The sequence below is a fragment of the Virgibacillus tibetensis genome (genome assembly GCF_036026595.1).
Classification (GTDB): Bacteria; Bacillota; Bacilli; order Bacillales; family Amphibacillaceae; genus Virgibacillus_P; species Virgibacillus_P tibetensis.
Genome location: NZ_JARZFX010000007.1, coordinates 1 through 11,962 on the forward strand (window position 1 = coordinate 1; position 11,962 = coordinate 11,962).

Below are 11,962 nucleotides of genomic sequence, written 5' to 3' on the forward strand. Positions count from 1 at the left end.
CCAAACCGAACGTCAGTTTGCCTTGAAATTTCTTTTTAATTTCAAACAAAAGCGATTCATCACACATCTGAAGAAGTGGGCTTTCTCGCTTTAAATGCTGTAATAAAAATAGAGAGCGGTATTTGTACTTAACAACAAATAACTGCTCTCTATTTTTTCATCCATTTTCTAATGATATTCTCTACACGTGCTTCAGAAGATGCTTTTAACAAATAATCTGTATCCATTATATTTGTATCAGATTTATGAATTTCAAACATTCTTTCAGCCCATTCGAAATCGTCTGTCCAATCCGGGTGATCGGGGTGTGTAGCAATAGCCGATTCTAATCGATGGATTATTATATCTTCTATTCCTATAACAGATATACACCTTCCGCTTTCTAATTCAACACGCATTACTTTCTCTATATTTCCTTCTAAAAAGTTAGAAGGTATCTCAATTGCTAATTCCAGTTCCTCATGGTACCAACTACGGCCTTCTTTTTTAAAGCCCAATTCATTCGTTAAAAGGCTATTGAATTTCTCTCTTCCATCAGTTATCAAATCAATATCATAAGTAGTATAGTTATTTCGTGTGTAAATCTCTACAGAAAATCCGCCAACTATTATAGGGTTAATATTATCATTTTGAAAATACGCTGTTAATAATCCGCATAATTCCAGCATCCTTTCATGCATCGGTAAGTGAATAAGTTTTGTGAATTCCCTTTTCAGTTCATTCAGCTGGATCATAGTACATCCTTCGCTTTCCAATCATTTTCATTTTACCTTCGCGCTTTGCTCTTTCTACACTTGCTTTAGTGATTTTCGTTAATGCATTCCGTTCGTCGAGTGACCTGGGTCTATTCCTCCTAATTCTCTGTCTATTATTACGATCTGTTCTTAGTTGGGCATTGACCTTTTGACGTCGGCTTTGAATATTTCCCTCTATTTGGGTTATCTTCACAGAGCGCATATAGCACCACCTTCAAAGTTTTACTTATCTAAATTTTACATTATTATATCTATTATATCCATAAACATAGAAATAAGTGCATCATAAAGGCATAAGCTATTTTCTTTTAGAAAAAAATAAATACCTGGAAATTAGTCCAGGTTCGGTGATTATCCTTTTGCGTGCTTTATCATAATCTGTTAGTTACCTCAATGAATAGTTTATCTATAGCCTTGAGGATGCTTTTTACGGGTCCTATATTATCTCAAATGATTGTAAAAAAATTAGTATAATTGCAAACGGTACAATATAACGGATCAAGAAGTACCATCCCTTAAATACGAACGCTATCTTAGGGGATCCTTGCACTAACTCGTTAAACACAAGATCTTTTGGAATCTTATATCCAACAAAGAGTGAAATTAATAAAGCACCCAGCGGCATACCTATATTGCTCGTTATATAATCTGCAAAATCGAAAATAGATTTCTCCATAATATGTATATCGCTCAAAAACCCAAATGAAAGGGCACTTGGAATTCCAATAACAAAAACAAGCGAACCAGCTATCAATGTGTATCTGCGCCGTTTATCCTGTCTCCCTTTCATAAAGGCAGCAACTATATTTTCCAATAGGGAAAATGCAGAAGTTAATGTCGCAAATAGTAATAGAATGAGAAAGACGGTAAAGAGGATTCCACCGAACACCAACTCATGGAAAACTGCTGGTAAAATAACAAATATTAGTCCAGGACCTTGATCAGGCGTGTAACCCAATGCAAATACTGCTGGAAAGATAACTAGACCAGCCAACAAAGAGATGAAAATATTTAATGCAGAGATTGTTGCTGCCGATTTCGGCATATTTTCCGTCTCAGGAAGATAGGATGCGTAGGTAACCATGACGGATATCCCGATACTCAAAGCGAAAAAAGATTGACCTAATGCAAGTAAAACTGTTTGTCCGGTAAGACTGCTAATATCTGGTTTTAATAGAAAAGATACACCCTCCATTGCACCAGGCAGCGTGAGTGAGCGAAATGCCAGTAAGACGAAAAAGACCAATAATGCAGGCATCATCCATGTGCTTGCTCTCTCAATTCCCTTTTGGATCCCACCTTGGATTATCGCCATTGTAATAAGCATAAACAGAAGCTGCATTCCTAATACTTCTACTGGATTTTCAATAATAGAGTCGAAAATGTGTACATAATCGGATTGGACTTTATTGATGAAATACCCATTTAGGCTTCTTGCTAAATAAGAAAGGATCCAGCCACCAATAACACTATAAAAGGATAAAATAATTAAGGAAACAATTATTCCGAGATATCCTGTTGTTCCCCATAATGTATGAGGTGCTAACTTTTTAAAAGCTGAAATAGCATTTGATTGTGCTTTCCTCCCAATAAAAAACTCAGCAAGCAGAATGGGTGCTGCAATTAGTATGGTAAATAGAACAAAGAGAAGAAAGAAAATCCCGCCTCCATTTGTGCCTGCCATATATGGAAATTTCCATATCGCCCCCAACCCAATTGCTGATCCGGCCGCTGCAAGTATAAATCCTGTTTTCGATGTCCATTGATCTTGTTTTTTCATGATGTACTACTCCTTCTCGGGTGAATGATCAGCTGTGATTTACTGCTAAACGAAAAAAATGATAACAAAAAGATGCTATCACGTGTTGATCTATTTCTCAACAGTGATAGCATCCTAATTTCATTATTTCTCTTCTTCCGTCTTCATAAACGTTAATATAGCAAAAAATAAAAAGCTGATTAATAATATTGTTCCTCCAACAATAAAGTAAACTGTAATGAAGGTATCTCCAAAATCAAAAGGTTTTAAATAATAGAGCCACATTCCACTTGTTAAACCAATCGATCCGATAATTGCTGTCCATACGTGCAGGGCAGCTAGTTTTTTACTCGAAGGTGTGAAAATCTTATAATAGACAGCCCATGCGAATAAGCTTAGCCAGCCTACAACTAATATGTGAGCATGTAATGTACGAAACTCATATCCACCTGCGCCTGCCATATGTGATCCCAGGTAAACGCCTATAAGTGCAAATACTGCTGAAAGTCGAAGTAAGATTTTACTATAGTTAGTCAACAATTCCCTCTCCTTTAGTTTCAATTATATTATTTTAAGTATAAGTAATTAATATGAACACAGTATGAACACCTGATTACACGAGTTTATCAGGTGAGTCTATTTCCAGCATAATAGGGCAATGGTCGCTTCTGAGTATTTGTGAATGGACCTGTGAATCTTTCAGCAAATCTACCAATCTTTCTGAGACAATGAAATAGTCGATTCTCCATCCGACATTTCGTTCTCTGATAGTTTTCATGTACGACCACCAGGTGTATATTCCTTCCGTATCAGGGTGAAAGTGACGTAGTGTGTCAATAAAGCCGGTACCTACTATACGGCTCATTTTACCACGCTCTTCTTCTGTGAAACCTGAGTTACCACGATTGGTTTTATAGTTCTTCAAGTCAATTTCCTGGTGTGCAACATTTAAATCACCACAATATACAACGGGCTTGTCTGCATCAAGTGATTTCAAGTAACTGTATAGCTCATCCTCCCACTCAAGTCTGTATTCGAGTCTAGTTAAATCTCTTTTTGAATTAGGCGTATACACATTCACTAAATAGAACTTTTCAAATTCAAGCGTAATAATTCGCCCCTCATCCTGTTCATTTTCTTCTCCTAGTCCGTAGCTGACCGATAGTGGTTTAACCTTCGTGAATACCGCTGTACCAGAGTATCCTTTTTTAATAGCGTAATTCCAATATTGATAATAGCCATCTAACTCTAATTGTATTTGACCTTCTTGTAATTTCGTTTCCTGAAGGCAGAAAATATCAGCATCCACTTCATGAAAATAATCTAAAAAACCTTTACGGACGCATGCCCGAATTCCATTAACATTCCAAGATACTAGTTTCATATATAAATTGATGTCTCCCTTTTTTAAAAGTTTTCATGTATTTATTCTAGCATAAATAGTGATTAAGCAAGAGGAATGCGTTCAATACTGTACGAATATATAAAAATATAGATTGACATAAAAAGTGTATTAAGCATATAATACATCTTAAAGGTGTATTAACCCCTTAATACAAGTAAATCAATAAATACAACGAAGAAAAAATATAGGAGTTGTTGGTATGAAGGTGAATCTCAATAACCGAGATCCTGTCTATGTTCAAGTGGTCCGACATTTTAAAGAGCAAATTGCAACTGGCATGCTTGAGCCTGGACAGGAGATTCCATCACGACGTGAATTAGCAAACCAATTAAAGATTAATCCGAATACAGCTCAACGGGCATATAAAGAAATGGAGGAACAAGGCTTGATCTACACTGAGCGTAATCTGCCAAGTAAGATAACTAAGGATGAAAAAATCCTTGGAGCTGTAAGAGAGGAACTTATTTTACAAGCTGTGGATACTTTTATTGCATCCATCCGTCCAATAAATGTTCCGGTTGATGAAATAGTAGGGCTAATTAAAGAAAAGTATGCAAATGAAAGTAAAGAATAGGAGGGTTAGGCATGATTGAAGTAAAAGGGATCACGAAGAAGTTTGGACGAAAAAAAGTCTTAAATAGAGTTTCCTTCACAGCGAACAAGGGGGAAATAACGTGTCTTATTGGAATAAATGGAGTCGGTAAAACTACTATATTAAATGCAATAATGGCACTTACACCTATTAAAGAGGGTGACATATTGATTGACGGTGAAAAAATTCATAAAGGCAGTTATGAAAAAATCACCTTTATCCCTGATGCGATTACAATGCTGCCACAAATGACAATAGCTGAGGCGATGCAGTTTATGCAGGACTTCTATAAGAATTGGAATCAGGAACGAGCAAATGACTTACTTGGTTTTTTCAAATTAAATGAGAGTGATCGTATATCAACTCTTTCCAAGGGTAACGCCGCCAAGGCTAACTTATTACTGGGATTGGCATTGGATGTTGACTATTTATTGATGGATGAGCCATTCTCTGGTATTGATATTTTCAGTCGCGAGCAAATAGCTGAAGTTTTTACAAGTCACTTAATTGAAGACCGCGGTGTTATTATTACGACACATGAAATTAATGATATTGAACATTTAATTGATAAAGTAGTTTTACTTGATAATGGAGTTACCTTAAAAGAATTTAGAACGGAAGAGATACGAGAGAATGAAGGAAAATCTGTGGTAGATGTGATGAGGGAGGTGTATAGGGGATGAACTACCTTAAGCTGGTTAATTTTGAATTAGGTCGTTTTATTAAAATCTACTTTGTTTTAATAGGTATAACAGTCGTCTCCCAGATTACAGGTGTTATTGTAATTGCAAACCGTTATTTAAAGGAGGCAAACATAGCTATATATGAAGACCTGATGCCTCAAGCGCAATTCCTGGAAATGTATGGACCAATGAGTTTCTCCAATATTACAAGAACATCGTGGTTTATGGGGCCAATTGCATTAAGTATTGCAGCACTGATTTTTTATATTTTTCTTATATGGTATCGTGACTGGTTTGGTAAGAACACATTTATTTACCGTTTACTCATGCTACCGACTGCACGTATAAATATCTATCTTGCGAAAGCAACATCCATCTTTTTAATGGTGTTGGGATTAGTCTCCATTCAATTAATTTTATTACCAATAGAAAGTACGCTATTAAAGTGGATCGTCCCGAAGAATTTCAGATTGGATATGTCTATTGACGGTATGATTGAGAGTTCTAAGTTTTTATTTATTCTGTTTCCACCTACTTTTATTGAATTTCTATTACATTATGGTATTGGGTTTATGGCTGTATTCTTGTTATTTACAGCTGTTTTATTCGAACGGAGCTTCCGCATAAAGGGTGTTTTTGCAGCAATTCTATATAGTACATTCTCAATTGCTCTATTTATACTCCCACTCTTGTTGGAGGGAATCTACGAAGTTGGATACTTTTATCCTGTGGAACTATTACTACTAGAAATTATACTAGGATTATTTGTTATAGGGTTGGCAGTATGGGTTAGTCATTACTTATTAAATAAAAAAATAACTGTATAAAGGGAGGGAGCGGCAATGATTCGATATTGGAAGTTAATTTCAATTGTTTCAGTGATTGTTCTTGCTATCGGAACTTTTTATATTCAATCTGCTGTAGCATTAAGTAATTACCCCAGATTTGTGTTTCAAAAAATTAGCGGTGATGAAGAAGAAGTGGAAAACATTAAGCTTCAAGGCAGTTATCATGATGAAGGGATGCAGGATGGAAATCTTCATATTACTTCTGATGAAACAGTATATTACAATGAACTATCATTTCTGGAACGCCTGGGGGGAGTTAATCAACCATCCAGAATCACTCGTCTTCGAGAAGAACATCGGAACTTCATGCGTGGGAAGGATAGAGATTTATCAATGCTTTATGATGATGAGTCCATGATTGGTTATGCGAATGTAGCAGCAGGTCCATTTGGTTCAGGGAATAGGGATTTTGAAATTAAAGTGGAGGTACTTGATAAAAAATCTAATAGTACAACGAAGTTTACTGTTGATTTACCAGAAAAAGAAAGATACAGATATGTTTACGTAGAGGATGTGCAGATTGTAAATGGAGAGATGAAAGTAATCACGCGTAATTATAGTTACGAAACTAATTCAGATAATACAGAAATGCATTTATATAGTTTAGACATTGGCGGGCAGAAGGTAGTTGGCGATGATGTTTTGATAACATCTTCGGAGTCGTATGTTGGAGGAGCGTGGTCGGCGGTAGAGTTTCTTGATGAGACCCACAATTTAAGTAGCAGTAAGTATATTGTTTATAATATAAATCACTGGAAAGATGTACAAGAGAAAGAAGGCAATTACTATCAGGAAAAAGCCGGCAGTGAAATAAGTGCTTATCACATGGAAACGGGTAAACATATACAGTTTGAATTACCAGAGGAAATCAGCCAAGCGAATTATAAAGCGTCAGTAGATGGCTCTATAATCTACTTTAGCATAGGGACCGAGACGGGATTTGAAGTAATCGCATTCAACATGGATCGCCAAAAAGAAGAGAGCAGCCAGCGATTAGAAATAACAAGGCCAATTGTGGATATAGAAGAAGATCTAATTAAGGTGAAAGATGGAAAAGTATATATAAGCAGTTCCAATAAAGCGCCAGACAGGGAGTCGAATATTAGTGTAATTGACCTGGAATCCGGAAAATTATTATACGAAGGATTTATTGAACTGGAAAAGCAACAATCGAATAGGAATTATAGCTTATATATTCATCAGATGATAGTAGAGAAATAATGAGGAGGCAGCAGAAAAACAATATGAAGCCTTAAAGCAGGTTAATACTAATAAAATATGGTTGCCTAGCTAGTTTAGCTATCAACCACATTTTGGTATAGTTTAGTAACCTTCTCTTCAAAAAGATCCATATGAACAATCCGTGCTTCCCTTATATATTCCTTCCCATTAACGAAAAGTAACAGAACTGGTACTGTAAAGATTGAAAGGTGACCAGCAATTTGTTCGATTTGCTTAGTATTGATATGAGCGGTTTGGATCTTTGGATAGTTCTCTAATAGATGTCTAACCTGTGGTAATAATCCATGACAAACGCTGCAATTAGGACGGGAAATGTACAGAAAAGCTAACTGGTGTTCCTTGATAAATTGGTCAACCATAGAAATGGTTGTTAATTCTTCAAATTTTTTCATACTGTTGCCACACCTTTCTTGTAGTTGTAGTGGTTATATCATATCTAATGGAATTTCCCGAGGCAATCATGTTTACTCGCAGCCTAAAAAGGATAAACAAATTAAAACGACGAAGTTAGGGTGTGATAAAATGAGTACCAACAATAAGAATCCAGAAAATAAGAATAGAAGCCAATGGAATGAAGAGAAAAGAACCCCTTTGGATGAAATGGAAAACCAAAAGTTTGCCGATGATATCCCAATGGAAGATTTAAAAATTGAAAAAAAGGAAGAGAAGAAAAAGCATAAATCGAAAGACGCGTCACAGAGTGAAAGGAAATACAAAGTCAAAAAAGATGAAGATTAATTATAAGAAAAACTCCTAAGTAATTTTATACTTAGGAGTTTTTCTCTAGAAGTAAGTTTTTTACCTTCCACACTACTAATCAAGCAGCTTTATTTAGTTTGATGAGTTTGATGTGATAAGTTACTTGCTGGTAATGGTGTCACTGGTTCTAAACAAGTAATACCACAGAAACAATCTAAATCTACTGTTAAGCAAACGCCAGTTGCTTGAAGGTCTCGTATAGAGGCACCTGGGAAGAAATCACATACAGTATCTCCGCCTGGACCTGGTGTTGCTCCGCCTTCCGTAACAGGCAACAATAGTTCAAGTTTAACACAGCAGTCTTTATCGTCATTTACAAATTTCTTGGCACGGAAGATAGGGGATTCCACACATCTAAAGGCAACGTTGCCTGATTGTCCTATTGGCTTTTGAATTACTCCACTACCAATAAAAGGGTCGCAGTCACCTTTACAATATAGAATGAACGGAATGGATGTGGGACCATTACCATTACCATTTCCGGTTGGTGAAAGGAGCTGGCGAATTGAATCCTCACAGCTGGTAGTACAACAATCATCATTATTATTTACTTCATCTTGTGCATCAACGATATCTCTTACAATATCACAAACACAGTTATCAAAATCTTTGTCTCCTAGTACACTTTTACAACTCATTAAATCTCTCTCCTTTTAAATTTTATTTGACAATATAGCTTATGTGGATTGTTTGTTATGGATTGTTTAATAGTCTATTTCTAGTCAAAGATGAGCAAGTTGTCCTGTAAGAAATTAAATGTACTACTAGTTCAGGGTACCTGCCGTTACCATCCGTTTAAAAATACATATAGATATACTATAAATCTATACAAGTCTTGTAAGGATTTACACCACCCATAAAAAATTTAATACCTGTACACTAAATAATTTTAAATTACCTTTCTAATTTAAAATTAAGTTCAATTAAATCTTATGCTGGCATATGCAGCATAAGATTTTTTTTTGACGTACGTCAAGGAACCGATTGTAAATCCCACCTATACTAGAGATAGAACAAAACAAGGGAGAGATTATAAATGAAAACAATTAAATTTCAATTAGAGCCACTTAGCTGCCCATCATGTATTAAAAAAATCGAAGGCAAGTTAGGAAAAATGTCGGGTGTAGAAGAAGTAAAGGTCATGTTTAATTCAAGTAAAGTAAAAGCCACATTTGATCAAGATAAAGTAACATCAGACGAATTAAAGTCAACTATTGATAAATTGGGTTATCCAGTTATATAGATCAGGGACTGCCTCCAATAGGAGGCAGTTCCTGCCAACCGAAAGGAGTAATGAAAGTGGGTAAAATTAAAAAGGTCCATATTGTTATTGTTTCAGGAATATTATTAGTAGCGGCCTTTGTGCTTCATTGGTTAGGGCTGGATTTTTGGAAAAGTGCAGTATTAATTGCAGCAACAGTTACATCTGGTTATTCAATCGCTAAAAAAGCAATTCAATCAGTATTAATGAAGGCGTTCAGTATAGAATTATTGGTAACAATTGCAGTTATTGGTGCTTTAATAATTGGTGAATATGTTGAGTCTGCAGCAGTTACATTTCTATTTTTATTCGGTGCTTATTTAGAAATACGAACATTGGAAAAAACACGCTCATCACTAAGAACACTAATGGACATGGCACCACTAGAAGCAACTGTACTTAAAAACGGTGAACGTGCAATAATACCAGTTGAAGAAATAGAAAAAGGGGACCACATACTCATTCAATCAGGCGAAAAAGTTGCGATTGATGGCAAGATTGTTTCCGGTCGGGCCTTTATTAATGAGGCCACAATAACAGGGGAGTCAGTTCCTGCAAGTAAGAAGATCAAAGACCAGGTTTTTAGTGGAACTATGATTGATAATGGTTACATTGAAGTGGAAGCGGAAAAGATTGGCGACGATACTGCTTTTGCGAAAATCATTGAATTAGTAGAAGAGGCCCAAGAAGCAAAAGCAAAAACACAGAAATTTCTCGAACGGTTTGCAACGATTTATACACCAGGGGTTATTGTCCTCTCGATTCTCGTCTTCGTCTTAACTCAACGTGTTGAGTTGGCCATAACTTTCTTAGTTATCGCATGTCCAGGAGCACTTGTCATTTCTGCGCCAGTTTCTCTAGTTGCTGGAATTGGGAATGGAGCGAAGAATGGAACATTAATCAAGGGCGGCGAAGTAATGGAAAACCTTGCAAAGATTGATGTTCTTGTCTTTGATAAGACAGGTACGCTGACAAAAGGAAAGCCAGAGGTAACTGGAATAAAGGCATTTGGAATGGACGAAAAAGTATTATTAAAAATAACAGCTGAAGCTGAAATTATTTCCGAGCATCATCTGGGGAGAACAATCGTTAACGAAGCAGAAAAACAAGGACTTACATTAACGAACAAACCGGTTGATTTTATTGTTGAGAAAGGGCATGGACTGTATGCAAAGGTTGAAGGAAAATCAGTAGTTATCGGTAATCGGAAGTTAGTAAGTAAAAGCAAAATAAACCTTCCACAACATGCTGAAGATTATGCAATTCAAGAAGAAAAAAGAGGCAACACAGCAATATTTATTGGAGTAGATCATAAACTTGCCGGCATTATATCAATAGCTGATCAGGTTCGCTCAGAAGCAGCAGATACGATAAAAAAATTAAAAGCTGCTGGAATTAAGCAAACAGTGATGCTTACAGGTGACAATAAACATACTGCAGAGAAGGTAGCAGCACAGCTTGGAATAGATCACGTATTTGCTGAGATGTTACCTGAGGATAAAGTAAATCACATCAAACGATTGAAAGCAGAAGGTTATAAAGTGGCCATGGTTGGTGACGGTATCAATGATGCACCCGCAATTGCATTAGCAGATGTTGGACTTGCGATGGGGGCAGCTTGTACAGACGCCGCAATGGAAACTGCCGATGTCGTGTTAATGGCTGATAAGTTAAGCAAAATTCCTTATGCTTATGAATTAGCTAAAGCAACAGTAAGCAATATGAAGCAAAACATGCTCTTCGCTGTAGGAACTGTAGCATTATTGTTGGCAGGAGTACTTTTAGGAAAAATATTCTTAGCATCGGGTATGCTCATCCATGAATTAAGTGTTCTACTAGTTATTCTGAACGCAATACGATTAGTACGGTATAAGCAGTGTAAACAGAATTCTGGTAAGGAGTTTGAAGAAATAATTCCTGAAGTAAACTAATTTATTGGAGTAAAGGTGGTTTGTATGAAGGAAGTTCTTATAATAAATCAGAAGAAATCAATGTTTGACTTGTTGGTAACATACTTGAAGCCGCATCATTATCAATGTCATAAAGAAAAGAGAGCATGCGAAGCTTTGTTTTCTTTAAAGGAGCATAGATACGATATTGTTTTAATGGATATTAGTACAGGCGACAGAAAAGAATTCGAATTCTGCAATGAAATCAAACGTATTTCAAACGTACCTGTTATCCTGATTGCAGCCTGCGAGCAAAGAGATGCAATTATTGGTGGGCTGCAATCAGGAGCAGATGACTATATTACGCTCCCCTTAAGTGCAACCGACCTACTAGTAAGAATGCAAGTTGTATTATGTAAAAGTAATCAGAAACCTATCATAGAGGCAAATGGTTTAAAGTGGAATGAGGCTTGCTATAAGCTTACTTACAATAACAAACCAATTAAATTAACACCGAAAGAGTTTTCCATCATTGGCCATTTAATGAGGCATAAAAACCAAGTTTTCGCCAGAGAGCAGTTAATTGAATTAATTTGGGGATTTAACTCACATACGGAAGGAAGAACCATTGATTCACATGTTAGAAATATGAGGGAAAAGATTCGTCATGAAGGCTATCCAATTGATGAGCATTTCAAAACTGTTTGGGGTGTAGGTTACCAGTGGGTAAGCTAATGGGAATGAAGAAGAAACAGACTCGTACTTGAGT

Annotated in this window: 15 protein-coding genes; 8 read left to right on the forward strand and 7 right to left on the reverse strand. The window is 36.2% G+C overall.

What is annotated here, in order from left to right:
- Positions 1–149: 149 nt before the first annotated feature.
- The 5 genes from QGM71_RS13580 to QGM71_RS13600 form a co-directional block, all read right to left on the reverse strand.
- Positions 150–734, reverse strand: coding sequence for a hypothetical protein (locus QGM71_RS13580; protein WP_327608109.1), 585 nt, complete (start codon positions 732–734; stop codon positions 150–152).
- Complete coding sequence (locus tag QGM71_RS13585; protein ID WP_327608110.1) at positions 718–957, reverse strand: hypothetical protein; 240 nt, start codon at positions 955–957, stop codon at positions 718–720. Before QGM71_RS13585 ends, QGM71_RS13580 begins: the two co-directional genes overlap by 17 nt.
- A 234-nt stretch (positions 958–1,191) precedes the next feature.
- On the reverse strand, positions 1,192–2,535 hold the full coding sequence (locus tag QGM71_RS13590) for a sodium-dependent transporter (RefSeq protein ID WP_327608111.1): 1,344 nt from the start codon (positions 2,533–2,535) through the stop codon (positions 1,192–1,194).
- 123 nt (positions 2,536–2,658) lie between these two features.
- Positions 2,659–3,051: a hypothetical protein gene (locus QGM71_RS13595; RefSeq protein ID WP_327608112.1), complete on the reverse strand. Its 393-nt coding sequence runs from the start codon at positions 3,049–3,051 to the stop codon at positions 2,659–2,661.
- Between the two features lie 76 nt (positions 3,052–3,127).
- A complete protein-coding gene (locus QGM71_RS13600) occupies positions 3,128–3,898 on the reverse strand; it encodes an exodeoxyribonuclease III (protein ID WP_327608113.1) in 771 nt (256 codons plus the stop codon).
- A gap of 220 nt (positions 3,899–4,118) precedes the next feature.
- Between QGM71_RS13600 and QGM71_RS13605 the strand changes: the two genes are divergently transcribed.
- Genes QGM71_RS13605 through QGM71_RS13620 form a run of 4 tightly spaced genes read left to right on the forward strand, consistent with a single transcriptional unit; the run spans position 4,119 to position 7,263 of the window.
- Positions 4,119–4,493, forward strand: a complete 375-nt coding sequence (locus tag QGM71_RS13605; protein WP_327608114.1) for a GntR family transcriptional regulator — start codon at positions 4,119–4,121, stop codon at positions 4,491–4,493.
- 11 nt (positions 4,494–4,504) lie between these two features.
- Entirely contained in the window at positions 4,505–5,194 is a 690-nt protein-coding gene (locus QGM71_RS13610; RefSeq protein ID WP_327608115.1) for an ABC transporter ATP-binding protein, read from the forward strand.
- Positions 5,191–6,021 carry a hypothetical protein gene (locus QGM71_RS13615; RefSeq protein ID WP_327608116.1) on the forward strand — a complete coding sequence of 277 codons (831 nt, stop codon included), beginning with the start codon at positions 5,191–5,193 and terminating at the stop codon, positions 6,019–6,021. Before QGM71_RS13610 ends, QGM71_RS13615 begins: the two co-directional genes overlap by 4 nt.
- A 15-nt stretch (positions 6,022–6,036) precedes the next feature.
- Positions 6,037–7,263, forward strand: a complete 1,227-nt coding sequence (locus tag QGM71_RS13620; RefSeq protein ID WP_327608117.1) for a hypothetical protein — start codon at positions 6,037–6,039, stop codon at positions 7,261–7,263.
- 74 nt (positions 7,264–7,337) lie between these two features.
- On the opposite strand, the gene QGM71_RS13625 is transcribed toward QGM71_RS13620, so the two are convergent.
- Positions 7,338–7,676, reverse strand: coding sequence for a thioredoxin family protein (locus QGM71_RS13625; RefSeq protein ID WP_327608118.1), 339 nt, complete (start codon positions 7,674–7,676; stop codon positions 7,338–7,340).
- A gap of 130 nt (positions 7,677–7,806) precedes the next feature.
- Between QGM71_RS13625 and QGM71_RS13630 the strand changes: the two genes are divergently transcribed.
- Positions 7,807–8,022: a hypothetical protein gene (locus tag QGM71_RS13630; RefSeq protein WP_327608119.1), complete on the forward strand. Its 216-nt coding sequence runs from the start codon at positions 7,807–7,809 to the stop codon at positions 8,020–8,022.
- Positions 8,023–8,111: 89 nt separating this feature from the next.
- Here the strand turns inward: QGM71_RS13630 and QGM71_RS13635 are convergent, their stop codons facing one another.
- Positions 8,112–8,681, reverse strand: a complete 570-nt coding sequence (locus tag QGM71_RS13635) for a CotY/CotZ family spore coat protein (RefSeq protein ID WP_327608120.1) — start codon at positions 8,679–8,681, stop codon at positions 8,112–8,114.
- Positions 8,682–9,079: 398 nt separating this feature from the next.
- On the opposite strand from QGM71_RS13635, the gene QGM71_RS13640 reads away from it, so the two are divergent.
- From QGM71_RS13640 to QGM71_RS13650, 3 genes are read left to right on the forward strand one after another with little or no spacing between them, the layout of a single operon-like run.
- Positions 9,080–9,286 (forward strand): heavy-metal-associated domain-containing protein, encoded by a 207-nt coding sequence (locus tag QGM71_RS13640; protein WP_327608121.1) that lies wholly within the window; start codon positions 9,080–9,082, stop codon positions 9,284–9,286.
- Positions 9,287–9,336: 50 nt separating this feature from the next.
- Positions 9,337–11,235, forward strand: a complete 1,899-nt coding sequence (locus QGM71_RS13645; protein WP_407703033.1) for a heavy metal translocating P-type ATPase — start codon at positions 9,337–9,339, stop codon at positions 11,233–11,235.
- Between the two features lie 24 nt (positions 11,236–11,259).
- Entirely contained in the window at positions 11,260–11,928 is a 669-nt protein-coding gene (locus QGM71_RS13650; protein ID WP_327608123.1) for a response regulator transcription factor, read from the forward strand.
- Positions 11,929–11,962: the final 34 nt, after the last annotated feature.

Bases quoted from the DNA above. Each gene is read 5' to 3' on its own strand.
- QGM71_RS13650 (WP_327608123.1), top strand. From the start codon at position 11,260: ATGAAGGAAGTTCTTATAATAAATCAGAAGAAATCAATGTTTGACTTG.
- QGM71_RS13635 (WP_327608120.1), bottom strand. From the start codon at position 8,681: ATGAGTTGTAAAAGTGTACTAGGAGACAAAGATTTTGATAACTGTGTT.
- QGM71_RS13645 (WP_407703033.1), top strand. From the start codon at position 9,337: ATGAAAGTGGGTAAAATTAAAAAGGTCCATATTGTTATTGTTTCAGGA.
- QGM71_RS13600 (WP_327608113.1), bottom strand. From the start codon at position 3,898: ATGAAACTAGTATCTTGGAATGTTAATGGAATTCGGGCATGCGTCCGT.
- QGM71_RS13625 (WP_327608118.1), bottom strand. From the start codon at position 7,676: ATGAAAAAATTTGAAGAATTAACAACCATTTCTATGGTTGACCAATTT.
- QGM71_RS13605 (WP_327608114.1), top strand. From the start codon at position 4,119: ATGAAGGTGAATCTCAATAACCGAGATCCTGTCTATGTTCAAGTGGTC.
- QGM71_RS13590 (WP_327608111.1), bottom strand. From the start codon at position 2,535: ATGAAAAAACAAGATCAATGGACATCGAAAACAGGATTTATACTTGCA.
- QGM71_RS13640 (WP_327608121.1), top strand. From the start codon at position 9,080: ATGAAAACAATTAAATTTCAATTAGAGCCACTTAGCTGCCCATCATGT.
- QGM71_RS13620 (WP_327608117.1), top strand. From the start codon at position 6,037: ATGATTCGATATTGGAAGTTAATTTCAATTGTTTCAGTGATTGTTCTT.
- QGM71_RS13615 (WP_327608116.1), top strand. From the start codon at position 5,191: ATGAACTACCTTAAGCTGGTTAATTTTGAATTAGGTCGTTTTATTAAA.
- QGM71_RS13630 (WP_327608119.1), top strand. From the start codon at position 7,807: ATGAGTACCAACAATAAGAATCCAGAAAATAAGAATAGAAGCCAATGG.
- QGM71_RS13585 (WP_327608110.1), bottom strand. From the start codon at position 957: ATGCGCTCTGTGAAGATAACCCAAATAGAGGGAAATATTCAAAGCCGA.
- QGM71_RS13580 (WP_327608109.1), bottom strand. From the start codon at position 734: ATGATCCAGCTGAATGAACTGAAAAGGGAATTCACAAAACTTATTCAC.
- QGM71_RS13610 (WP_327608115.1), top strand. From the start codon at position 4,505: ATGATTGAAGTAAAAGGGATCACGAAGAAGTTTGGACGAAAAAAAGTC.